This is a genomic window from Prochlorococcus sp. MIT 1300, from assembly GCF_034092375.1.
Taxonomy (GTDB): Bacteria; Cyanobacteriota; Cyanobacteriia; order PCC-6307; family Cyanobiaceae; genus MIT-1300.
In genome coordinates, this window is record NZ_CP139302.1 from 616,514 (window position 1) to 640,295 (window position 23,782).

Annotated in this window: 25 protein-coding genes and 1 pseudogene; 12 read left to right on the forward strand and 14 right to left on the reverse strand. The window is 42.5% G+C overall.

Going from position 1 to position 23,782, the window contains the following annotated elements; genetic code table 11:
* The first annotated feature begins 21 nt into the window (after positions 1-21).
* Positions 22-831, forward strand: coding sequence for a 5'/3'-nucleotidase SurE (surE, locus tag SOI83_RS03265; RefSeq protein ID WP_320677207.1), 810 nt, complete (start codon positions 22-24; stop codon positions 829-831).
* Here the strand turns inward: surE and SOI83_RS03270 are convergent.
* Positions 816-1,385, reverse strand: coding sequence for a DUF3611 family protein (locus SOI83_RS03270; RefSeq protein ID WP_320677208.1), 570 nt, complete (start codon positions 1,383-1,385; stop codon positions 816-818). The two genes, surE and SOI83_RS03270, sit on opposite strands and share 16 nt — an antisense overlap.
* Positions 1,386-1,412: 27 nt before the next feature.
* Here SOI83_RS03270 and SOI83_RS03275 point away from each other — a divergent pair, with 27 nt between their 5' ends.
* From SOI83_RS03275 to SOI83_RS03300, 6 genes are all read left to right on the forward strand, one after another.
* Positions 1,413-2,369, forward strand: coding sequence for a bifunctional riboflavin kinase/FAD synthetase (locus SOI83_RS03275; RefSeq protein WP_320677209.1), 957 nt, complete (start codon positions 1,413-1,415; stop codon positions 2,367-2,369).
* Between the two features lie 173 nt (positions 2,370-2,542).
* Complete coding sequence (locus SOI83_RS03280; RefSeq protein ID WP_320677210.1) at positions 2,543-3,580, forward strand: thiamine phosphate synthase; 1,038 nt, start codon at positions 2,543-2,545, stop codon at positions 3,578-3,580.
* On the forward strand, positions 3,577-3,789 hold the full coding sequence (gene thiS / locus SOI83_RS03285; protein ID WP_320677211.1) for a sulfur carrier protein ThiS: 213 nt from the start codon (positions 3,577-3,579) through the stop codon (positions 3,787-3,789). Before SOI83_RS03280 ends, thiS begins: the two co-directional genes overlap by 4 nt.
* A gap of 5 nt (positions 3,790-3,794) precedes the next feature.
* Positions 3,795-4,784 carry a DUF1517 domain-containing protein gene (locus tag SOI83_RS03290; protein ID WP_320677212.1) on the forward strand — a complete coding sequence of 330 codons (990 nt, stop codon included), beginning with the start codon at positions 3,795-3,797 and terminating at the stop codon, positions 4,782-4,784.
* 127 nt (positions 4,785-4,911) lie between these two features.
* Positions 4,912-5,079 (forward strand): hypothetical protein, encoded by a 168-nt coding sequence (locus tag SOI83_RS03295; RefSeq protein ID WP_320677213.1) that lies wholly within the window; start codon positions 4,912-4,914, stop codon positions 5,077-5,079.
* A gap of 67 nt (positions 5,080-5,146) precedes the next feature.
* Entirely contained in the window at positions 5,147-5,329 is a 183-nt protein-coding gene (locus SOI83_RS03300) for a hypothetical protein (RefSeq protein ID WP_320677214.1), read from the forward strand.
* A gap of 16 nt (positions 5,330-5,345) precedes the next feature.
* On the opposite strand, the gene larB is transcribed toward SOI83_RS03300, so the two are convergent.
* The 5 genes and pseudogenes from larB to era all read right to left on the reverse strand — a co-directional run bounded on the left by larB (position 5,346) and on the right by era (position 9,130).
* Positions 5,346-6,008, reverse strand: a complete 663-nt coding sequence (larB, locus tag SOI83_RS03305) for a nickel pincer cofactor biosynthesis protein LarB (RefSeq protein WP_320677215.1) — start codon at positions 6,006-6,008, stop codon at positions 5,346-5,348.
* Positions 6,005-6,352, reverse strand: a complete 348-nt coding sequence (locus tag SOI83_RS03310; RefSeq protein ID WP_320677216.1) for a TIGR03792 family protein — start codon at positions 6,350-6,352, stop codon at positions 6,005-6,007. Before SOI83_RS03310 ends, larB begins: the two co-directional genes overlap by 4 nt.
* A gap of 107 nt (positions 6,353-6,459) precedes the next feature.
* A pseudogene (ispF, locus tag SOI83_RS03315) lies at positions 6,460-6,945 on the reverse strand (2-C-methyl-D-erythritol 2,4-cyclodiphosphate synthase); the annotation flags it as partial.
* Between the two features lie 309 nt (positions 6,946-7,254).
* Positions 7,255-8,043, reverse strand: a complete 789-nt coding sequence (gene trmD / locus SOI83_RS03320; protein WP_320677217.1) for a tRNA (guanosine(37)-N1)-methyltransferase TrmD — start codon at positions 8,041-8,043, stop codon at positions 7,255-7,257.
* A 142-nt stretch (positions 8,044-8,185) separates the two neighbouring features.
* The gene (era, locus tag SOI83_RS03325) at positions 8,186-9,130 is read right to left on the reverse strand and encodes a GTPase Era (RefSeq protein WP_320677218.1); all 945 of its coding nucleotides are present in this window, start codon (positions 9,128-9,130) and stop codon (positions 8,186-8,188) included.
* A gap of 42 nt (positions 9,131-9,172) precedes the next feature.
* On the opposite strand from era, the gene SOI83_RS03330 reads away from it, so the two are divergent.
* Positions 9,173-9,709, forward strand: a complete 537-nt coding sequence (locus tag SOI83_RS03330; RefSeq protein WP_320677219.1) for a hypothetical protein — start codon at positions 9,173-9,175, stop codon at positions 9,707-9,709.
* Between the two features lie 83 nt (positions 9,710-9,792).
* On the opposite strand, the gene SOI83_RS03335 is transcribed toward SOI83_RS03330, so the two are convergent.
* The 5 genes from SOI83_RS03335 to SOI83_RS03355 form a co-directional block, all read right to left on the reverse strand.
* Entirely contained in the window at positions 9,793-10,530 is a 738-nt protein-coding gene (locus SOI83_RS03335; protein WP_320677220.1) for a Bax inhibitor-1 family protein, read from the reverse strand.
* Between the two features lie 91 nt (positions 10,531-10,621).
* Positions 10,622-11,578, reverse strand: a complete 957-nt coding sequence (locus tag SOI83_RS03340; protein WP_320677221.1) for a PhoH family protein — start codon at positions 11,576-11,578, stop codon at positions 10,622-10,624.
* Between the two features lie 8 nt (positions 11,579-11,586).
* Positions 11,587-11,982 carry a 30S ribosomal protein S16 gene (gene rpsP, locus SOI83_RS03345; RefSeq protein ID WP_320677223.1) on the reverse strand — a complete coding sequence of 132 codons (396 nt, stop codon included), beginning with the start codon at positions 11,980-11,982 and terminating at the stop codon, positions 11,587-11,589.
* Between the two features lie 78 nt (positions 11,983-12,060).
* Positions 12,061-13,530, reverse strand: a complete 1,470-nt coding sequence (gene ffh / locus SOI83_RS03350; RefSeq protein WP_320677224.1) for a signal recognition particle protein — start codon at positions 13,528-13,530, stop codon at positions 12,061-12,063.
* An 84-nt stretch (positions 13,531-13,614) separates the two neighbouring features.
* Entirely contained in the window at positions 13,615-15,645 is a 2,031-nt protein-coding gene (locus SOI83_RS03355; protein ID WP_320677225.1) for an IMS domain-containing protein, read from the reverse strand.
* A 103-nt stretch (positions 15,646-15,748) separates the two neighbouring features.
* Between SOI83_RS03355 and pdhA the strand changes: the two genes are divergently transcribed.
* Positions 15,749-16,840: a pyruvate dehydrogenase (acetyl-transferring) E1 component subunit alpha gene (gene pdhA, locus SOI83_RS03360; protein ID WP_320677226.1), complete on the forward strand. Its 1,092-nt coding sequence runs from the start codon at positions 15,749-15,751 to the stop codon at positions 16,838-16,840.
* A gap of 56 nt (positions 16,841-16,896) precedes the next feature.
* On the opposite strand, the gene SOI83_RS03365 is transcribed toward pdhA, so the two are convergent.
* Complete coding sequence (locus SOI83_RS03365) at positions 16,897-17,838, reverse strand: RpoD/SigA family RNA polymerase sigma factor (protein ID WP_320677227.1); 942 nt, start codon at positions 17,836-17,838, stop codon at positions 16,897-16,899.
* 104 nt (positions 17,839-17,942) lie between these two features.
* Positions 17,943-19,550: an NAD(P)H-hydrate epimerase gene (locus SOI83_RS03370; protein ID WP_320677228.1), complete on the reverse strand. Its 1,608-nt coding sequence runs from the start codon at positions 19,548-19,550 to the stop codon at positions 17,943-17,945.
* A gap of 80 nt (positions 19,551-19,630) precedes the next feature.
* Here SOI83_RS03370 and mnmA point away from each other — a divergent pair, with 80 nt between their 5' ends.
* Positions 19,631-20,818 carry a tRNA 2-thiouridine(34) synthase MnmA gene (gene mnmA, locus SOI83_RS03375; protein ID WP_320677229.1) on the forward strand — a complete coding sequence of 396 codons (1,188 nt, stop codon included), beginning with the start codon at positions 19,631-19,633 and terminating at the stop codon, positions 20,816-20,818.
* 19 nt (positions 20,819-20,837) lie between these two features.
* Here mnmA and SOI83_RS03380 read toward each other — a convergent pair whose 3' ends face one another.
* The gene (locus SOI83_RS03380) at positions 20,838-22,277 is read right to left on the reverse strand and encodes an apolipoprotein N-acyltransferase (protein WP_320677231.1); all 1,440 of its coding nucleotides are present in this window, start codon (positions 22,275-22,277) and stop codon (positions 20,838-20,840) included.
* 313 nt (positions 22,278-22,590) lie between these two features.
* On the opposite strand from SOI83_RS03380, the gene SOI83_RS03385 reads away from it, so the two are divergent.
* Both SOI83_RS03385 and sodN read left to right on the forward strand, forming a co-directional pair.
* Positions 22,591-23,193 (forward strand): FKBP-type peptidyl-prolyl cis-trans isomerase, encoded by a 603-nt coding sequence (locus SOI83_RS03385; RefSeq protein WP_320677232.1) that lies wholly within the window; start codon positions 22,591-22,593, stop codon positions 23,191-23,193.
* An 84-nt stretch (positions 23,194-23,277) separates the two neighbouring features.
* Positions 23,278-23,751, forward strand: coding sequence for a superoxide dismutase, Ni (gene sodN / locus SOI83_RS03390; RefSeq protein WP_320677233.1), 474 nt, complete (start codon positions 23,278-23,280; stop codon positions 23,749-23,751).
* The last annotated feature ends 31 nt before the right edge of the window (positions 23,752-23,782 follow it).

Below are 23,782 nucleotides of genomic sequence, written 5' to 3' on the forward strand. Positions count from 1 at the left end.
CAATCAATTCAGTCTTGAAGCATGAATCCTTTGCGAATACTCATAAGTAACGACGACGGGGTTTTCGCTGAGGGCATACGAACTCTTGCCTCTGCTGCTGCGAATCGTGGCCACCACGTCACAGTAGTTTGTCCTGACCAAGAAAGATCTGCAACAGGGCATGGACTAACGCTTCAATCTCCCATAAGAGCCGAACGTGCTGATGAACTATTTAGTAATGGAGTAATTGCATGGGGATGCAGCGGGACGCCAGCAGACTGCGTAAAACTTGCTTTATACGAACTTCTTGATGAAAAACCTGATCTAGTGATATCGGGTATAAACCATGGTCCAAACTTAGGAACTGATATTTTCTGCTCTGGCACAGTCGCTGCTGCCCTTGAGGGAACATTAGAAGGCATACCTTCTTTAGCTGTAAGCATTGCTAGTTTCAACTGGCGGGAATTTGACTATGCAGCCGAAATGGCCTTAAACATTTCAGAACTTGCAGTTTTAAGAAAGTGGCCAAAGAATCTACTTTTAAATCTAAACATCCCTCCATGTGATAGTTCCAAAATGAGTGACACTTGCTGGACAAGACTTTCTGTTCGACACTATGAAGAACAATTCAGCAAAAGAAAAGATCCACGCGGAAATACATACTTTTGGCTGGCCGGGGAAGCAGTAAAAGATCTTGATTCAGCTGGCGATGGTCCAACCAATTGGCCTAGTGATGTAGCACAAATTGAGAGAAATGGTCCATCTTTAACACCAATTCAACCAGACTTATTTTGGAGAGGGGGCATTAACCAATTACCTGATTTAGATTTAATTAATCAACTTGTCCGATAAATTCTTTGAAGGAGCCAAAGCGAAAGTACTAAACCAATTAAATGTGCTGACAAAACCTGCGTATTACTCAAAACAGACAGCATTTCAATTGAAGTTATTGGTAAAGATGCAAGGGAACCTGAGCTACCCATAGGGGCCCCAAAAAATCCCGGCACTTGAACAGAAGCTTGAACCATAAGACTTCCTGCCAATGCTTGATAGCCAATTAAGGCAAAAATCGATCCAAGAAGATCAACGATTACCCCTCGTTTCAAGAGTCGGCCAGTCTCTCCTCTAGTTGGCCTAGCGGCACTGTCAAGCGCTCTACCAACCTTCACTATCAACCAACCTTGCCAGAGGCTATAAAGAAGCACAAAGAATGCAAGTGTAGTTATCGACAATCCAGGTCCTAACCCCATTGCCTTTTGAGAGTTTCGTGCCAAACTTCCGCCAATGTTGTAAAAAATCAGTACGCCAGCCGAAACTATTGCAAGAGTCAACTGAATCCAAAAGCGTATCCAGCCAACTCGGCGAAGTCCCAAAGAAAGAAGTTGAAAGTCGAGACGGTCAGCCATTCTTAGTAATGCGTTAGTCGTTCAAACTTGCCACTGAAAAGCTCAATTTGCACGATCACCTTGATTCCACTCTGCCCACCTAAGCAGGCTCGTGTACCGACAGCTTTAGCTCTCGGCAGTTTCGATGGCCTACATGCTGGACACCGGCGTGTAATCAATGAGATTGTTAAAGACGGCAAGGGTATACCAACAGTAGTAAGTTTCTGGCCTCATCCCAGAGAAGTCCTTTACGGGGAGCAACGACTAAGGCTAGATCTCCCATCTGAAAAAACTGAACTCCTAGGGCCTCTAGGAGTGGAACAGCTTGTACTTGTGCCTTTTGACCATTCGTTGGCTGCATTATCTCCAGAAGAGTTTGTTGATCAAATACTTGTCCAAACACTCAAAGCAAAGAAAATTGCCGTGGGAGCAAACTTTCGTTTTGGGAAGAATCGCCAGGGTGATGCTCAGAGACTTAAAGAACTAGCTTCACATGCAAATATAGATATTGTGATTCTTCCAATTATTGAGGACTCTCAGGGAAGGATTAGCAGTAGTCGCATTAGGAATGCACTTAATGAAGGAGACCTGGAGTCAGCAAAAAAATTTATGGGTCGTCCATTCAAATTTCGTGGACAAGTAGTTGAAGGGAAAGGGATTGGTCGCAAAATTGGTTGGCCTACCGCAAACCTTCAAGTTGACGGCAGAAAATTCCTTCCAGGTATAGGCGTATATGCGGCATGGGCATTTCTAAATGAAAGCAAAACCCCTTTACCAGCAGTAATGAATTTGGGACCGCAACCAACAGTTGATCCAAATTCCCCTTCATGTGTTGAAGTACACCTACTAAATCAGCAGCTTGATCTAAGAGGGAAAGGACTGATTGTGCAGCCAATAAAAAGACTTAGAAGCCAAAAACGTTTTGAAGGATTAAATGCACTAAGCAAGCAAATTTCCAATGATGCAAAGATGGCGGAATTAATTCTTCAATCCACTAAAGTTTAATTCTCTTATCCAAAACTTTTCGGATAAGCATTCGCCAACCCCCAAGTAATGAAGACACCAATACCTCCCAATAAAACCACCCCCCAAATGAGGACGTTCATGCTGCTCGTAAATCCTCCCTTCTCCATTGGGTTTAAAACTATGAGGTTTTACCAAGATTGACACGAAAGTGAATGCAAAACACACCAATACCAGATCCAAGTGTTGCTCAGCTCATAGATGCCAATCTTGATAGAGCTAGAGAAGGCCTACGCGTAGTAGAAGATTGGTGTCGTTTTGGCCTAAACCGTAAAGATCTTGTAATCACAATCAAGGACTGGAGACAGAAACTAGGGATTCACCATAAAGAAACGTACAAACAGGCAAGGTCAACATCCCAAGATCAAGGTCTAGGGCTAAGTCATCAAGCCCAAAGCAATAGAAAAACGACCTGGGATGTTGTAGCTGCCAATTGTGCAAGAGCCCAAGAAGCTCTAAGAGTCATAGAGGAATTTGGCAGAAGTCCAGATCCAGAACTCGCCTCAGTTGCTGCTTTGATTCGTTATGGCTTATATGAACTAGAACTTAATGTTTTGGAAGCGACAAATGGTGGAACAAGACACAAGAAACTTTCCGAATGTCAGATATGCCTTATTACATCGCCAAATTCAAATCTAACGCAAACTGTCGATGATGCTCTGTCAGTTGGCGTAGGCATGGTCCAATACAGATCAAAAAATATTAGTGATCTTCAAATGTTCTCTGAAGCTAAAGAACTGGCTGATTTATGCAAAAAATATAAAGCCCTCTTTATAATTAATGACAGGATTGATCTGGCTCTTGCACTAGATGCCGATGGAGTTCATTTAGGGCAAAAAGACTTTCCGGTTGAAATCGCCAGACAACTAATTGGAAGCAACAAATTAATAGGTAGAAGCACACACTCTCTTCAAGACATTAACCAAGCCGAACAAGAAGGCTGTGATTATCTTGGTGTTGGGCCAGTACACAAAACATCAACTAAACCAAATGAAAAAGTTGTAGGACTTATTTACGTAGAAGAAGCATCAAAGGCCACAACCCTTCCTTGGTTTGCTATAGGGGGAGTTAATGGTTCAAACATTAAATCTATTCTTACTGCAGGGGCTCAACGTATAGCAGTGGTTGGAGCAATAATGAATTCTCCTAATCCAAGAGAAGCTGCAGAAGAACTTTTTGAGGCTATGGAATGAAACTTAAAGTCAATGGAGAAATTAAAGAGCTAAAGATAGGACTGGGACCAACAAGCCTTTCCAGCATTATCAGACTACTAGTGACTCATCCTGATCTAGTTGTAGTCGAATTAAATGGCTCAATAGTTAGCAATGATCTTTGGAAGGAACAATCTGTCAATGATGGTGATGTCATTGAAATTGTGACGATTGTTGGAGGAGGTTCCTAGAGTCAATGTCTATTGCCAATAAACCTTTGGCCAAACCCACGCTTAATTCAAGCCAAAAGCTGCTGAAACGCTGTTTCAGCATCCTCATCCTTCCGTTGGTGATGACAGGTCTTCTTTTGCTGCAGCCCCAATCTGCCGAGGCAGCTGGAGGCGGCAGGATCGGTGGAGGCAGCTTTCGAGCACCATCTATTCCGCGTACCGGTGGATATGGCGGAGGCTATAGATATAGAGGAGGGGGATATGGATATAGAGGCGGTTACGGAGGGGGCGGCATGGGTTTTCCTTTCCTAATTCCAATGTTTGGCTTTGGGGGAGGAGGGTTATTTGGATTTCTAATCCTTATGACAATTGCTGGTGTTCTAGTAAATGCAGTAAGAGGTAATCGGGATTCAATTGTTGGCACTCCTCAGGAATATTCACCTCAAGCACAAGGTCCTATAACTATGCTTCAAGTTCAAATAGGACTGTTAGCAAGTGCAAAATATCTACAAGAAGACTTAAGAAGAATTGCTCAATCAGCAAATACAAGTAACTCGGAAGGGTTAAGACATGTACTACAAGAGACCACTCTTTCCCTTCTTAGAAAACCAGAACTTTGGGTCTACTCAAATCTTGAGACAGGGATGATACCTTTCAACTCAGCAGAGTTAACCTTTAATCGTTTATCAATGAATGAAAGAAGTAAACTTAGTGCAGAGTTGACTTCGAATTATTCAGGTCAACAACTTTCTGAAAAAAGTCCTTCCTCTCTGGCTGGCGAAGCGGATCCTTCCAACGAGTACATAGTTATAACGATCCTGGCCGCATCAAAAGGTCGAATCAACCTCAACACTTCTGCTGAAAGCAATCATCTAACAGAAAGTCTAAGAACCCTTGGATCAATTCCCTCCGATGATCTAATGGCGTTGGAAGTGATTTGGCAACCTGAGGGAGCTGGAGAAGTGCTCACGTCTGACGATCTATTGACCTCGTACCCAAACCTGCAACATCTCTAGTCCATAGCCTTGAAAAACCAGCCAAGACGAAATTCTTTATAATTTCTTTCGAGAAAATTGTGCAATACGAGCGAAATGAGGGCTTCAACACAATTATCTTATTGGGACTTAATTTTTTTACCAAGCAGTGTCCGCCTCATCCCAACCCGAGTCCCGTCCCATGAAATGGGAAAGCAATGGCGAACTTGCACATCATGACTTGTCCGAACTAGTCAGCCGATTGCTCGATGTCGAATCAACTAATCACACAAATGAGCTCTCAAGGCTTGGAACAAAATACGAAGATTCAGACTGATTAATCCTTTTCCCTCTTGCGTCGAGAGCTCATATCACTCACCTTCAGTTCAACTGAAAAAATATGAATGGCAATACGACCACTTCATTGGGTCAATACTCCAGTTCTCATGGAAGCAATATTGCGCTACCAGGAAGGACGTTTAGCCAAGCCAATGCGTCTATGGGTTGAGCAACTCCTAGAACTGAAGCCCAGCAAAAACCAAATATGCGCGCTAACAAATGACTCTCATATTGAGGAGATTCAATAGAGTCAATAAGACTCGATCAATGTTTTTGAATTTTAATGATCCTAAGAGCAGCCATTGCAGCTCCATATCCATTGTCAATATTGACTACCACTAAACCAGGAGAACAACTTGAAAGCATCCCAGCGAGAGCAGCTTTCCCCTTAGAGCTCATTCCATAACCCACTGAAATAGGCACCCCAACTATTGGTTGCGGTAAAAGCCCCGAAATAACAGTAGGTAATGCTCCTTCCATTCCAGCACAAACAATTAATACCTTTGCCTCTTTCAAGTAATTAAGGTTCTCAAGAAGCCTATGAAGCCCTGCTACACCAACATCAAGAAGCAAGTCGGTCTCAATGCCATGGCATTCCAATGCCAATTGTGATTCTTTAGCTACTTGCAAATCACTAGTACCCCCACTAACAACGACAACTCGTCCTAATGAACTTTCTTTAGGCAAGGGGTCACCAACCGTTAAGCAATTGGCTTCAACGTGATAGGTAGCCTCTTGTATTGATTCAAGAACTATTTCGGCTTTTTGAGAAGAGACTCTTGTAACCAAAGCCATCTGATTCCGCGATTGAAACATTTTCAAAATTGCTGCAATCTGTTCAACACTTTTGTGCTCTCCCCAAACAGCCTCAACCATCCCAATACGTTCTCTTCTCCGAAAATCCAATCGCGCATAAGCATCAGTCACTGAGGGAGCATCTCTCCTTCAAAAACCACTGGGAAAGGATTCCCCTCTAACTGTCTTGTATAACTCCTAGCAAGCCCTTCAAAGTTTTCTTGAACCAACTCAACCTCATATTGGGGAATATCTTTCCATGCCTCTCTACTAGACCAAGTAATTAATAAGGTTGATTCTTCACTATTCGGATCCCAAAACATCTGTCTTCCTAAAAAGCCATTCTTCTTAACAAGCCATTGCTCCCAACTACCCATTTCAGCCCTAAGCCACGCCTCCCTTGAGGTCTTAGGAACTGAAAGGCGAATCACCTCAACTATTTCTGTAGAGCTTTCAAGAGATTGATTTTGGGCCATCAATTGACTTTCTAAAAAAGGAGTAAAAAATAAAATTGTACAAAATACAAAAGAAGCAACGCTCAATCCAAATATTCTTTGGAGCATCTTCTTAAGAAAATGCAAGTTCATAAACGCTCAAGCAATGCAACAGCATGACTACTTATCCCTTCTTCTCGTCCTTCAGGGCCAAGCAGCTCATTAGTAGTAGCTTTAATTGCTACTGATTCAAGATCTAAACCAATTGTTTTAGATAAATTTTTTCTCATCAGGTCTATATGAGGCCTGAGCTTAGGACGTTCAAGAACAACAACTGAATCAACATTCACAACCTTCCAACCACGATCTGATACAAGTCGAACTACATTCTCAAGCAAAAATAAACTGTTAGCACCGCTCCATTTTGAATCAGAAGGCGGAAAGTGCTTCCCTATATCACCTAAAGCAAGCGCCCCTAAAAAGGCATCCATAACTGCATGCACTAACACATCAGCATCACTATGACCATCAAGACCAAGGCCATCTGGATGGATAAGTTCGACTCCTCCTAAGATCAACTTCCTGCCTGGCTTTAGGCAATGTATATCGTAGCCATTACCTATGCGGAATTGTGATCTAGGATCTGTCATGGCAATGGTTTTCGAGAGAAAATCAAACTGTGGCGCATCTGTGATTCAATAACGATATTATGCAAAGAAGTCGAAATGTGATTTGAGTCGTTTTGAGCATTCTAAGTTTAGTTCGAATTGAGCATTCGGATAAATAGGAAAAAATAAAATATGCTGGAGAAAAATCTATTGTCAGTCCTGGGCTAAAAAACTGATTAAAATAACAGTTTTACAAAATCGTTACTTATAAATAACTGCAGTATCAATCTTTAAAGTTCATAAAATTAAACCTGACTATTTATAGGCCTAGACTAATTACCAATCTGGGTAAGTGTCGTATTCATTAGTGACACAATGGTCTATAGAGATGGTTTTCGATGCATCCTCTCTAGAGTTTTTCGAGAACTTCCACTTAATCCATTTCAAATAAAGATCAGGACGCCGCTTTTGAGTACGCAACTCACGTTGCACCTGACGCCATTGATCAATGGCGCCATGATTTCCACTTTTAAGAACTGAAGGTACCTCTAGACCTCGGAAATTTGCAGGTCTTGTGTAATGAGGATGCTCCAAGAGATATTCTGAATGACTTTCATTAAGTAAAGATTCAGGCTTGCCAACTGTTCCTGGCAATAGTCTCACGACCCCATTTATTAATACCATTGCAGGAATTTCTCCACCACTAAGAACAAAATCACCGACAGAAATCTCTTCATCTACAAGGGTTCTTATCCTTTCGTCGAAGCCCTCATAGTGACCACAAAGCAGAATTAATTGATCATAATTTGTCGACCAGCGGAGCAAATCACTTTGACTCAAAGAGCTACCTTGTGGTGTCATCATCAAAACTCTTCTTCGTTCTCCTACTGGAATCGACTCAAAAGCGGCAAAAACCGGCTCTGGTTTTATTACCATCCCAGCCCCACCCCCATAGGGTTCATCATCAACCTTGTGATACCTATCAGTTGCAAAGTCACGAGGATTATGAACATGTAATTCAGCAATACCATTAGAAAAGGCTCTACCAATTACGCCTAGCTCATGTAGAGAAAAGAAAATTTCAGGAGCCAAGCTCAAAATATCAATCCGATAAGGAGTTGTCATTTTTAACTGAGTTAATTCAAAGGAAAGAGAATGCTGAAAAAGTTTTACTCTTAAGTGATGCAGCTCACATTATTAAAAAAGGAAAATCATAAGCACATTAAAATGAAAAGCACCCGATTGGAACATCGATATTAAGTCTCAATCAATTCCCCTCATAACCCAACTCATTCAACCGAGAAGGTTTACTTCTCCAATCAATTACAACCTTTACAAAAAGTTCTAAATAAACAGGCCCATCAATCAACTTTTGCATTTGCAGTCTGGCTCCATGACCAATGGTCTTCAGCATTGCTCCACCTTTACCAATAAGAATTCCTTTTTGACTTTTACGTTCAACAAAAACCGTTGCCAGAATAGCCGTGGAAGGTGCTTTAGAAGAGGCTTCTTTCCCAGGAGACATCTCTTCAATTCTCTCAATTCTTACAGCAACACTATGAGGTATTTCTTCTCGTGTGTGCAAAAGCACCTGCTCCCGTATTAAGTCCGCTAGCAATACCCTCTCAGGCTGGTCACAAACCATCTCTGAGGGATAAAGTTGAGGGCCTAAAGGTAAGTAATTAACCAATTCAGCAATTAAAGAATCACAACCATCACCAGTCGTCGCACTACAACGATATATTGGCCAATCAGAGTTTGATAAAAGTTTTTGATATGAGTCTTCGATATTGTCTTGATTTGCTCTAGATGCTAGGTCCCATTTATTAAGTGCAACTACAACAGGAACTTTCTGATTTTGAAGCAACCTAACTATGAACTCATCACCTTTCCCAGGCAGCTTAAACCCCTCAAACATTAAAAGAACAACATCAACTTCTCCTATAGAAGACCTTGCGCTCTGAACAAGTCTTTCACCTAGCAAATGGTGTGGCTTATGAATGCCAGGGGTATCTAAGATCACAAGTTGAGCATCTGGAGTAGTGAGTATTGCTCTAAGCCGATTACGTGTTGTTTGCGCTACTGGGGAAGTGATTGCAACCTTCTGACCTACTAGCTGGTTAACCAAAGTCGACTTCCCTACATTTGGTCTACCAACAAATGCAACAAACCCAGAGCGAAAACTCCTAGCAGGAAACTCTTTTAAAGTCATGACATCTAACAGATTCCCTGCATAACCTCAGGGGAAGAATAAATGGAAACCAAGAACAAAAAAACACCAAGCTTCGAACAAGCCATGAATGCTGCCATGCTTTGGTGCAAATCCTGGGAGAAAGGAGAACTAAGTGATGAAGTTTTAGCAGATAGAGTGTCGGAACTAATAGAAACTAGAGATGGGGCTAGGGGTTTCTTTGTCATTACTCTTGCGACTGACCTCACTGTTATCGATCGTCTACCAGAGCCATTAATTCTACAGTTGCGAATAGCGGGAGAAATGATAGTTGATCTAGCAGTTAAGAATCTTGCGATGAGCACAGCTATGTCCATACATCATGAAAGAGTAGGCGACATAAAACAGAAAGCTAATTCTCAAAGAATTACCAATAGATGCATAGAACTATTACGCTCCCTCGAGCCAAGAATCGTAAAAAAGAGACTTGAGATACTTTTAGATGCAACTAGTGGGAATGGAGAGGATGTTAACTTCTTAAAGAGATGGAATTATGACAAAGGTCAAATACTGGCTATATCTAAAAGCATCCTTTCTGTTGCAGAAAAAAAACAATACTAAGAGAGGTTTAAAAAAACATCTCCTAGTATTGAATAGTGAATAATTAATTTGTATTTTTTATAAATTCAAAGAATTAAATTTTATTAATCTCGTCGACCACCACCCTGAAGAGCGATCATAAGTCTAAGGATAAATATAAATAGATTGATATATGTAAGGTACATCCCTAGAGCACCTGCCAGGTATTGATCATCTCTATAAGTACGAGGCATTGTATAGAAATCAACAAATGACATCCCGACAAAGAGAACCGTTCCAAAACCAGCAATCATTAATTCAAACGTGCTACCTCCAAACATTCCTGGAGCAAATATGCCTCCAATTATTTGGACAACCATTGCAACTATTAAACCTATCAACCCCAATCCCACTACACCTGAAAGGGCCTGACCAACAGAATCACTCATCCTGCGCCCAACTACTGAAGCTATTGCGAATGTGATCCCCGTTGCCAAAGCAGCTGTACCAACAGAACCAATCCCTATATCTCGTATTGCGAGAAAAACCAATCCACTCAAGGTATAGCCCGTTATCAAGCTATAAGCACTCAACAATGGCAACGCAGTTGCGTTATCTGCTTTCATCGCGACGTTCTGTGCCACGAAGAACAAAATGAAATTTCCTATAAGTGCCACCCAGAAAAGAGGCATGAACAAACCTGGGTTGGTATTCATCAAAGACAAACCACCAAAAACACCCCCAGCGGTAAGGACCATGCCGCCACCTACGTATGGCAATGCTTTGTTAACTACATTTGGTCCAACAAGGGCACTGGACTGCGCCTCTCGGATTGCGGCTTGAAAATTGCTGCTTGCTGGCATAGCTCACCAGGTCATTTAACAAGTTCACTTTGCCAGTAAAAAAACGATTTTGACTTAATTGTTAGTTCGGATCTCCCTATCAAGAATGATGTTATTCATAAGCATCAATAACACGTTGCACAAGAGGATGACGTACAACATCTGCTGAAGTAAGGCGACAAACCGAAACTCCCTCAACATTTTTAAGCCGTTCAGCTGCCTCTACCAGGCCACTTAATTGACCATGGGGTAAGTCAACTTGAGTTACATCTCCAGTAACAACCATCCGAGAGCGTAGCCCTAGTCTAGTAAGTACCATTTTCATTTGGGCAGAAGTCGTATTCTGTGCTTCGTCAAGAATCACGAAGGAATCTTCTAAGGTCCTACCCCGCATATAAGCCAGCGGCGCAACTTCAATCAAGCCTTTCTCTAATAATGTGGAGGTCTTTTCTGGTCCTAAAAGTGTATGTAATGAGTCATATAAAGGTCTTAAGTAAGGGTCAACTTTTTGCTGCAAATCACCAGGAAGGAACCCTAGCCTCTCCCCTGCCTCCACTGCTGGGCGAGTGAGTATTAAACGCTCAACTTTTCGAGCAGAGAGCATGCGAACGGCCAAAACTGCAGCAAGAAAAGTTTTGCCTGTACCAGCTGGACCAAGGGCAAATGTCAAATCATGTTTTTCCATCGCACTTACATAAGCTTTTTGACGCAGAGTTCTAGGCCTAAGCAGGTGGCCTCTTTGACTTCGAGCCAAAACCTGATGACCTAATTCCGCATGGTCATTCTCCCTACCAGTTTCTAAGGCCAAGATCGCGGCTTGTAAATCAACAGGAGACAGTGCCTGGCCCTGTTGCCAAATAGGTCTAATTAATTCAACAACCGCTGCTGCACGCTCCAACTCAGCTGGCGGCCCTCCAATAATTAATTGAAGGCCTCTAATAACCAAGGAAGCACCGGTAAGTGCTTCAAGTCGATGCAAGTTTTCATTCCCGGCACCTGCTAAAGCAAGTGCCGCATTTGAATCAGACAAGTCAAGAACGAAGCGACCAGAGGGAGGTGCTCCGCTCATAGAAATACTCAGGCTTCTGAAGCTTCAGAAACTTGTTCTGAGGCTTCAGAATTTGAATCTGACTCTTTTGCTTTTGCTTGAGCCTTTTTCTCAGAATCTTTTTTAGAGGCCTGTTTGCGAGCCTCAGCCTGTTTTGCCTTGCCCACTATCTCAGCGGGACGAACGCTTTTTTCTAGCAAGCCGCCCTTCTCAAGCAAAGATCTAACAGCATCTGTAGGCTGTGCACCTTGACTTAGCCGGGATCTCAGAGCCTCGGTATCTAACCTTGTCTCCTTTGTACGAGGGTTATAAAACCCCAATTCCTGCAATGGACGTCCATCTCTGCGAGAAGTGCTGTTACAAGCAACCAAACGAAAACTAGCTTCTCGCTTCTTCCCAAACCGCTTTAGGCGGAGCTTGATCATTTTGAAAATGAATTAATTAGGACGTTGAGTTTTTGGCGAAGCAATAAACGCCAAATATCAATTTTAACCTGCTGAGGCTCAAAGGTCTCCAAAACCCTTCTTTTTCTTGACTGGACGCTGCCTTCTAGGGGCGGCCGCTCCTCCTCGACCGGTTCTGCCATGAGCAGGCAAACCACCTCCCATCCCTGGGATAGATCCACCTAGGTCTCCCATTCCAGGTAAACCTCCCATCCCTGGCAAGCCCCCCATACCACCACTCGACATCTGCTTCATAAAGCCGCGCATTTTCTGGAAATCAGCCAAAACCTTTTCTACGTCTGAAGCAGCGTATCCACTTCCCAAAGCAACTCTCCGACGACGAGAGGGATGAGCGGCGAGAAGCTCAGGCTGAGTTCGCTCTATAGGAGTCATTGAACCAATCATTGCCTCGATTCTTTTAAATTGTTCTTCCCCTTGTTTAAGCATTCCATCATCAATCTTGTTCATTCCAGGGATCATCTTCATCAAGCCTCCTAAAGACCCCATCCGCTTAATCAATCTCATCTGTTTTAAAAAATCTGAAAAATCAAACGTTGCTTCCTGCAACTTCTTTTGCATCTTTTCTACATCAGCTATTTCAACTTCTTTTTGTGCCTTCTCAACAAGAGTAAGGACATCGCCCATGCCTAAAATTCGACTTGCCATCCTTTCGGGATGAAAAGGCTGCAAAGCTTCGACCTTTTCACCAGTACCTACAAACTTGATTGGCTTGCCACTAATTTTTCGAATAGAAAGCGCTGCTCCCCCCCTTGAATCTCCATCGAGTTTGGTTAAAACTGCTCCTGTAATTCCTACCTTTTTATGAAAAGCTCTAGTTAATTCAGCGGCCTCCTGACCAATCATTGAATCAACCACTAGCAAAACTTCTTCAGGGTCAACTGCCGATCTAATTCGAACCATTTCTTCCATCATCTCGGCATCTATCTGAAGACGACCAGCCGTATCAACAAGAACTACATCCATCCTCTCGTCTCTGGCTTTAAAGAGTCCTGCTGCCGCTATCTCCTCTGGCTTAGCGTCTACTCCCAAACTAAAAACGTCTAACCCAATCTCAGAACCAAGTGTTTCCAACTGATCAATAGCTGCCGGTCGGTAGACATCAGCTGCAACCAATAACACTCTCTTCCCTTGATCTTTTAAATGCAGTCCTAACTTGGCAGTAGCAGTTGTCTTCCCTGCACCTTGAAGCCCTGCCATCAAAACAACAGTGGGTGGATTTGCTGTCATTTCCAATGGAGCATTAGCTCCACCCATTACTTCAACTAGCTGTTGATGTACTAATTGAATAAACTTCTGATCAGGACTAATTCCCCGAACCACCTCCTCCCCAAGTGTTTTTTCTCGTACTTCTTCAACAAAATCTTTAACAACAGGTAAACTCACATCGGCTTCTAAAAGAGCTCTGCGCACCTGCTTTAAAGCAATTTCTACATTGCTCTCACTAATCTTTGCTTGGCCCCTAAGCCCTTTGACTGCATCCTCAAAACGGGCTGAAAGCTCATCAAACATGGGAAAAGAGCAATAGAAACCTCATTTAATAATCATAAAAACTATCTGCGTCTTTTTCAGGCGAATTAAAAAACTTGTCTCATTTTAATTCTTGAAAGCATGTAGACGCCACACATCAGCATCTCTTCCCAAAATATAAGTTACTGCAAGGTCTTTAATCGAAGTTTGTGCGAGAGTGTTACCTGAACGATCTAATCGCACATCATTGTAATTGACCTTTGCCTGAACCTCAATTCGACGAGGTTTTCTACTAACAATATTAATTGAAGTTATGTTGGCTTCAATCTCCTGTCGCTGCCGGAGAGCAGCATCTTTAGAACGCTCTTTAGCCAGTGCCTCGACCAAATGCTTCCTAGCAACTATTTCTAAATTTTCAGACATAGATCCAGAAAGAAAAGTTGATTTACTTGATAACCAAACCTCCAATAATTCAAGGATCTCAGCTCTGTCTGGTCGATCAGACGTTAAAGGTTTTACCTTCATAACCTCCTTTTCCTCAAGGGATTCTTTATCTTGTTTAAAGTCAATATTTTCAAGGTCATCCTTCGTCTCTCCTAACTCCTCTTTAGTAAGTTCTTGAGTTAAGTCTGAATTGTTTCTACGCAAAACTAATTGATAAATATTTGGAGCAAAAAATATAGTTATTGCTAAAAAACCTAGAGAAGTGCCAACCAATATCAAACCAAAAGGAGATTTCAAAGGCTTAAAGGGTGTCAATAAATCCTTGAATCTCAAAACAGAAGAATGTAAATACTCAAAGGGTCTATTTATTGCAAAAGCGCTGGCATCATCATTGATATTGTTGAAAAGGTCTTCTTTTATTTCTTCATCATCAACTTCAACCAACTGTTCACTGTCATCACTCAACAATAAATCTTTAGTTGACTGCTCAGAAGACAAGGAAGAAAGGAACGAGAAGCCTGCTTTAGCAAGACCTAATGCACCTTTTCTTTCTAGTTGCTCTACAAAATTCTGAACATCTCTATCAGCGAACCAAGATTCAAGATCAACTTCTTCTGAGTCAACATCTCGGAAACCTGGCAAGACATCTTTCTTTAGCCAATCGCGACAATAATCACACAATGCCGCAAGGTCATCACCAGGATAGTTATCCAACCAAGTACATAGCTTTTCATCAGGACTTTGTCTAAATTTTTCTTTCGCAAGTTCTACATCAGCAAGCAAAAGGTCAAGACAGCCAAGCAAGGGGAAAGAATCAAGCCCCTTAAAATTAATTCTTTTGAGAAACTGTCTTGCTTCATTTAGCCGCTCTGGCTTCCTTCTAGAGAATCCAGATGCAGTAAGAGCTAAAACGGCTAAAAAGCCTGCCTCATCAGAACCTTCTTTATGCCAGGCAATAAACAGATCTGCCTGTTCTTGAACAGTTAAAAACTTTCGAATCTGTTGAAAAAAGACCTCAAATTCAGATTGGTCCAGTCCACTCCTAAGAGATTTTTGTCTTCGCCCTTCTAATCCCCCTCTTTGTGATACGAAATCATCTAAAAGCCTTATTCCTTCTTGATGAGAAGACTGGTCACCTAGATCTCTACTTAAAAGATCCAGAATTCGATAAGGAAGCAATTGCTCAAGGTCATCTTCAAGATTCTTTCTCTCTTCGGGGAGCTTTCCCATCCTCTGAAGCAATTGAATACCTTCCTTCAAAAGCATCCCAGCGGATTGATAGCGCCTCTCTTCTTTCTCTTGTTTTGCCGCTTCCTTGCAAGCCAGTGCTGAAACAAGAATCAAATCCGCCTCTCTACTACTGCCCAAAGCAGGCGCCTGAGGAGGCTTAAGACGCTTAGATGCGAGCTGAAACGCCTCAAAGGACGCATCTGCCTCCCATAGCAAAATCAAACCAGCAATTTCTTTCCTGGAAGGGACTTCCAGCCCAACAGCACCCTTCAAGAGAGCAGTTTCATATTCCTTACGTAAGGACGAATCACTCAACAAATCTGCAGAAAGTCTCAGCAGCTCCGCTCTTTGAGAAAGAGTCTCGTGAGTAAACCCTTGCTCAGGAGCTTTGTCCAACCGCAACTGCAAAGCCCTTAAGACTTCTCCAGCGTCAACGGATGGACTTACTCCTAACAAGCGGAAATGATCAATCGGCAATTCCACTAACTGCTAAGCCATTGGCATAAAACTCTAGGCATTGGAAGGGGTTTTGCCTATTCTTAATCCACAGGACCTTACAGTCGTAAATGGATAGAGCGCATATCTCATGAGCAAAGAAACTACAACCACAGCCAAAGAGCCCGCCCAAAGGGCATTTCCAGCGGAAGAACACGCTGAAAGGCTCTCAAATTTGGTCTCATCTCAACCAGCGGTAATAGACCGCAAAACCGGGCTGGAGCTCTTCAGGGACATGACCTTAGGCAGGCGCTTTGAGGACAAATGCGCTGAAATGTATTACCGAGGGAAGATGTTCGGATTTGTTCATTTATACAACGGCCAAGAAGCAGTTAGTACAGGTGTTATTGGAGCAATGAAACTTAAACATGACTGGTTCTGTAGTACTTATCGCGATCACGTACACGCTCTTAGTGCTGGGGTGCCAGCCAAAGAAGTAATGAGTGAACTTTTCGGCAAGGAAACTGGTTGCAGTAAGGGCAGGGGCGGCTCTATGCATCTTTTTTCAAAAGAACATCACCTTTTAGGTGGATATGCCTTTATCGGTGAAGGGATCCCAGTAGCACTTGGAGCGGCCTTCACTAGTAGATACAAACGTGACGCTCTTGGAGATGAAAAAAGTGATTCTGTAACTGCTGCCTTCTTTGGTGATGGAACCTGTAATAACGGTCAATTCTTTGAATGTCTAAACATGGCCCAACTTTGGAAATTGCCAATCATTTTTGTCGTGGAAAACAATAAGTGGGCAATCGGAATGGCTCATGACCGAGCGACAAGTGACCCAGAGATATGGAGGAAAGCCGGAGCCTTTGGCATGGCTGGAGAAGAAGTCGATGGAATGGACGTACTTGCAGTACGAGGAGCAGCGCAAAGAGCAATAAAAAGAGCACGTGAAGGCAAGGGCCCAACAGTCCTGGAATGTCTTACATATCGCTACAGAGGCCACTCACTAGCAGATCCTGACGAGTTGAGGCTAGAAGAGGAAAAATCCTTCTGGGCTAAAAGAGATCCACTAAAAAAACTTGAAAAAGATCTCACTGATCAAGATCTAGTGGAAGATAAAGAACTAAGGGGAATTGAGAAAGAAATCGATGCTGAAGTACTAGACGCAGTTGAGTTTGCATTAAATGCCCCTGAGCCAAGCCCCAACGAACTAACAAGATATATATGGGCTGAAGATTAGATTGCTAAACCTAAATTAGGTTAATAATTAAATCTATAATATAAGCAGCTAAAATACTAAAAACCCCCTGGAAGTTTTCTCGTTAGGTTTCTGAGCTTACGAAGAGCTTTTAGCTCTACTTGTCGAACTCTCTCTCTCGAGACTTCAGTCAATCTACCTATCTCTGCAAGGGTGTGTCTTTCATTTCCCTCTAATCCAAAGCGAAGCCTTAAAACATGTTGTTCTTGTTCACTTAAATGACTAAGCCATCGACCGAGTTGTTCGTGGTGAATTCGTTGCTCAACTTTATCCAAAGGTTCTTCTAAAGAAGCATCAGCAATTAAATCGCCCAAGAAGCTTCGTCCTTCTTCTCCATTTACAGGGGCATCAAGGCTGCTTGTGGTCAACGCCTGACGCAGAAGAGAATCAAGCTCCTCTAGAGGCATATCTAATGCCTCAGCAATTTCAAACCGACTAGGCATAGCACCTAATTTGTGCGCAAGATCAAGGCTTACCTTGCGAATGGTTGTAAGCCTTTCACTCAAATGAACGGGTAAACGAATAGTCCTTGACTGACAAGCAATTGCCCTAGTCATGCTTTGACGTATCCACCAAAAGGCATAAGTAGAAAACTTGTATCCACGGGTGGGGTCAAATTTTTCAACAGCTCTCTCTAAGCCCAAAGAGCCTTCTTGGATCAAATCTAAAAGTTCTAACCCTTTACCTTGATACTTCTTGGCAACGCTCACTACAAGACGAAGATTTGCTTTCATCATCCGTTCCTTCGCCCGTCGACCTATTCGAATCATTCGTCGTTCATGTGAAGTGAACTTCTTGGTTTCTCCTGCTACCAACCCATCTTCTGTGAGGTTCATCATTGTCTGAACCTGATTGCCCAGCTCAATTTCCTCGGCGGGGGTAAGCAAAGGAATTCTTCCAATAGTTGAGAGATACCAACTAATTGGATCACTACCCCTTCGTCTTTGGGACTCGGTTCCCCTAGTCGCTGTTGCAACCATTTTCAACTTTCCCCAACTCAATAGAAGGGACTTTCCTACAGGTATTTGGTAAAACCCTCTTGTTTTCAAAAAGGTTTCGGATTTATGCAAGGAAATCTACACATTTACCCCTTTGCACTGCTAAATAAGTACAAATCCTTGTGATCTTGGGAACATTTCCCCGATTGGATGCCAAGGGTGAATTCTTCTAAAGATCGACAGATAGAACTTGCAGCACCACCATCGCAAGACTGCCTAGCAGCCTGGGAATGAATTAATGCACACATCGCTAGGTCCTGAGCTTTTGCAAAGCCCCTAGCAGCGACTCCAATAGAACCAATACCAACTGCATAACCAGCCAAAAGATCACCAAGCCCAGCCCTTGCAGTCCAGGGAGCTGTATCGAGTAATTGCCAAACACCATCAGAACTGTCAGCGACAATACTGTTTGCGCCTTTGAGCAAAACAGTTCCTTGAAGCAAGTCTGCGGCCTTCAAAGCAGCCTCAACAGGATTAAAGAGAGGTATCTCGGGGAACAAACGCTGAAACTCAGCCAAATGAGGTGTGATCCATATTGGTCCGTTTCGATGTCGAAATAACTTCGAACCCTCGGGACAAAAAGCTATTGCATTTAAAGCATCAGCATCTAAAACTAATAATCCTTGAAAAGCCTCAAAGATTTCCTTCAAATAAATCCATGATTTTTCTTCCACTCTTAATCCTGGGCCTAATAAAAGGCCATCAAACCTGTCCAGATTTTGGTTCTCTACAAGACCCTGCAAAGAAACTCCATCATCTTTTATTTTAGGAATAGGGTCCAGGAAAACAACCTCAGGAATTGTGCTCCAGATTTGTTTAGTTATTTGTTTGGGAAGAATCGCCTTTAAACTACCAACTCCACTTGCAAGAGCACCCTTTAATGCAATCAGAGCAGCTCCTGGATATTGATCACTACCTGCAATTACAAGAGATCTACCTCGCTTGTATTTAGAGGCATTTACAGGTGGACTAGGCAATAAAACCTTATCCAAATCAAAACTGGAAAGCAATTTTGGAGTTTCCTTAGTAAGTTTCTTTTGGAGAAAATTCTGCTTTAAACCAACATCTATACGAACCAAATGTCCAACATAAGGTAGGGCCTGATCCTGAACCAAACCTTGTTTGATCAACCCAACAGTTAATGTGGTATATGCCTTAGCGACATTTGTCCCAAGTTTATTCCCCGTATCAGAAGAAATTCCAGCAGGAACATCTAAAGAGACCATCTTTCCTAATTGATAAGAATTCCGAGCAGCAAACAAACTAGAAATCAACTCTGGCAATGGTCTACTTTGACCAACACCAAATAGAGCCTCAATCCACAAACAATTTTCTTGAGCTTTAGGTGTAACTTGAATTTGTTCCACCCCTAGCCAATGCAAATTAGAAAGATGACTTGCAGTTAAATCCTTTTTAATTGGAAAAGGGCACCAGAGTTGAACCTGGTACCCAGCCAAATGCAATTCCCTTGCTACAACAAGTCCATCACCACCATTGTGACCAGGGCCTACAAGAACAAGCACACCATTAGAAAGCAAGTCAGGCTTTTCTAAGAACCAAGAGGCCATGCCTAATCCAACTTTTTCCATCAGAGAAGCCACAGGCAGCCCGCTCTCAAAAAGCTCATGTTCCAAACCCATTATTTGGCTAGAAGTAACCATCAGGTGTTCGGCATCAAATGCAGGCCAGCTCACAACTATTACGCTTGTTACCTAACTATGGATAAAGAATTGCCTTATTGCCTGTAAATAATCAATTTCACCCACGATTTGCCATGCCTTCCTGCTCATTACCGGTCACTCAAACCGGGGCAAAAACACTCGAAGCTCTAGAGCGCTTTAAAGGCGAACACAAAATTGCTGTAGGCCTCTCAGGTGGAGTTGATAGCTCTTTAACAGCAGCTCTTATGGTTGAAGCTGGATGGGAAGTAGAAGGTTTAACACTTTGGTTAATGAGTGGTAAAGGGTCATGTTGCTCCGAAGGACTGGTAGATGCAGCAGGTATATGCGATCAACTAGGAATAGTTCACCATATAGTTGATTCAAAATCTATTTTTGAAGAACAAATAGTCAACACATTAGTTAAAGGTTATAAAGAAGGAATAACACCTCTTCCATGCTCAAGGTGCAATCGTTCAGTCAAGTTTGGTCCAATGCTTAATTGGGCTGAAGAACAACGAAAGATTCCTTTTTTAGCAACTGGGCATTATGCAAGAGTTCGACACCCTGATGAACAATATTTGCAGATTAAAGGAATCCCAGAAGATAAATCAAGACACCAACTTCTTCGTGGAGCTGATAAAAACAAAGATCAAAGCTACTTCTTATATGATCTACCACAAGAAATACTTGCGAAAGTAATCTTTCCTCTTGGAGAATTATCCAAAGAAGACACCAGAAAAGAGGCTGCTAGGCATGGCCTTCGCACAGCACAAAAGCCTGAAAGTCAAGACCTATGCCTAGTTGAACATTATGGCTCAATGAAAGATTTTCTTGACAATTATCTGCCATCAAAAAAAGGGGAAATTATTCTCAAAAACGGAACTGTAATAGGAGAACACGATGGAATACAACATTTCACCATTGGCCAACGAAGAGGGATAGGAGTCGCATGGCATGAGCCACTTCACGTAACTCGAATAGACGCAGAGAACAATCAAGTTGAAGTTGCACCCAGAGCAGAAGCCGGGCAATCAGAATGTATTGTTGGAAAGATTAACTGGGTGTCAATTCAACCTCCTTGCGAGCCATTAGAAGTGGAAGTGCAGGTCCGCTATCGAAGTCAACCAGTAGAAGGTTTATTAACACCAATTGAAGCCGAGCAACGTGATATTGATGATCATCGACCATATAGATGCATTTTGACTTTTAAAGAGTACCAGTTTTCAATTACACCAGGGCAAGCAGCAGTTTTTTACAGGGGGGATTTACTCCTCGGTGGAGGCTTAATCGAAAGCATCTAAAGAATAAAAATTTAATAGTCTAACCTTTGAAAAAAATACCAAAAGACCCAAGCACTAAAAACATATAGAGGGGCAACTCACCCCATTTAGAATAGAAAGTATTAGAGTCATATAGGTGGACTTTTGCTAGGCCATTACCTTCCTTAAATGGATCAACTAGTTGTACTTGCTCCCCATTGGGTGAAACCAGAGTTGATGGGCCATTATTTGCCACAACTAAAAGATCACGAGCAGTTTCAATACTACGAATTTGAGATAGTGAATTGAACTGTGCATGTAAAGAAACAGGGTAGGGATCCAAATTGGCAACTACTAGGAGCCAATTAGCTCCTTTAGAAACAGCATTTGAGAATGAAACACCATTACTCAATTCATAACAAATACCAACACCAACTGGAGGTCCCTTCCAATCCAATAGTCTAGAGGGTGCGCCAGGAGTCAACCCTCCTACTGCTGAGAGGCCAATCTTATTTAGTCCTGGCCAAGAAGGCACCCACTCGCCTAAAGGTACTAAACGATATTTATCAATTGCCGAAGAGGCTATTTGTTCACCTTTTTCAAAAACCAATAATGAACTTCTTTGCTGACCTTTCACTGAACGGAACCCACCAATAAAGCTTGGCAATGGTGCTGGTAAAGGAAGGACTTTGCCATAAGGCAAAGTCCCCTCTGGAGCAACAAATAAATCTGCCCCCAAATCAGCTGAATCTTCTAAAGCAGTCTGCAATGCATTTGGCAAAAGACGCAATTGTTCCATTGTGAACTTCTTGCGTGTAGGGATTGCAGGTTGCCATGTACTAACAAGAATTGATCCAGATGATTTATGTCCTGCTAACAAACTCCAACCAAATAAATGTAGTAAAGCTACCAAGCTAAAACCAATCAATAAAGGCTTAAAAAGCTTTCTACCACTACGCATAGCGATAAATATTTTCCAAATCCACCAACTAATTAACAATTGAATTGTTGCCAATCCCCCTGCACCAAAAAGTTGGGCCAGCCCTGCCAGAGGTCTATCTAACGGCAAAAGGCTTGAACCCAAACCAATCCAAAACAAAGGCAAACGAGCAAGTGATACCTCAGCCAGCCCCCAAAGACAGGCCATAACCAGTGCATAAGAAAACTGAATTCGCAAAGTTCCATCCTTATGCACAAAACCAAAAATCAATTTGCCAAACCAAGCCCAAAAACCAACAAGAATCCCTCCCAAGAATGCACAAGCTGTCCAAATGATTAATGTAAAAGGAAGGCTCAAGGCAGCATTTATACCCACCCAAGTAAGGGGATGCAAAGCAAGCAGCCAAGAATGACTAATAAGGACTGCAAAACCACCCCATATAGAAGCTGCTAATGGATAGCGGCAAATTGACCAAAGCAACACCAAAGATGGAGTCATCATCACCACACCGGCATTACTAAGGCCATATCCAGCCAACACCCCCCCAAGTAATCCTCGCAAAAGGATTAAGAAATACTCGATGCGCTTTGGGTTTAAAGGAAACCGCAGAAGTCGAGACCTCAATGAAAACAGTGAAATTTGTCTAACCAATTTCCCCTATAAAGGATAGTGAAACATCAACTCCTATTCGCAAGAGAAGAATTAATAAGGAGAATGCCTGAAATTAATCAGGATTAGACGAAGCTGATGACATGTAAAGCACCTCAAGGTATTGAGAACAAGTCATACAAAGGTCACACTAAAAATCCATCGGTTTTCAAATTTATAATTAGCGAAGTAACCTTTCTCATAGGAAAACCTAAAAACCAAAACGATGAAAGACATCCTGATAAGTTTTACTGTTTTTGTCTGCTGTTTAATCGTTGCACTAGCAAGCCAGATCGTTGCTCCCTCGGCTATAGCCGCTAGCAATGAAGAGCCTCTGACTCAAACTAACCTTCAAAAGGTTGAGCAAGCTGCTGTTTCAACAAACGTTTTTGAGCTTGACCCTGACGATCCCAATCCAGTTCTTTTTGCAATGGCTTCCTCAAAGGACACCCTTGGAAGTACAGATCTAGGAACACCTATTGAATCAGAGACTCCTCAAATGACCTCAAGTGGATTAATGATCACAGAAATCTCACTTGGCACAGGTGATGAGGCATCAGCTGGACAAACTGTATCGGTGCACTATCGAGGGACCCTTGAGAATGGCAATGAATTTGACAGTAGTTATGGCCGAGGCCCTTTTACTTTCCCTCTAGGAGCTGGAAGAGTAATAAAAGGATGGGATGAAGGTGTCGCGGGAATGAAAGTAGGCGGGAAAAGAAAATTAGTAATACCACCTGAGCTCGGATATGGCTCTAGAGGGGCAGGACAAGTAATTCCACCAAACGCGACCCTCATTTTTGAAGTTGAACTTCTGAGTATCAAGTGAGCCTCATCCCTTGTGAATTGAAGATGAATTTCCCTACTTAGTAATGTCCCCAAGTAGGCTGTAAACAGGCACATGATTAACGAGATGTTCCGCTCGGCACTTTCAACAATTCTCAATTTCCTTCCTGCTCAAACAGCTGAGGCCCATTGTGATGGTCCTTGTGGTGTCTATGACCCTGCCTCAGCACGAGTTGCAGCAGAAGCAGTTTTGTCAATGACTAAAAAGCTCATTGCCATGGCACCGCCTACAAGCAGTGATCCAAAAGCTTGGGCGGAATACAACAACACATTCTCCCGCTATGTCGCTGTAAAAGAGGAACAAGCCCAAGAAACCAAAAAGGAACTACTAATTCTTTGGACTGATTACTTCAAACCAGAGCATTTAGCCACCTTCCCAGACCTTCATGACACCTTCTGGAAAGCTGCAAAATTATGTAGTGCTTGCAAGGTCAACATTGATCAAGAAAAAGCCCAAGAGCTAATGAGCTCTGTGGAGAAAATCCACAACATGTTTTGGCAATCAAAAGGTCGTTCTGACGCCTGGGACACTGCAAGTTAATTTAAAAAAAGGCTTTAACCAGCCTGATCCA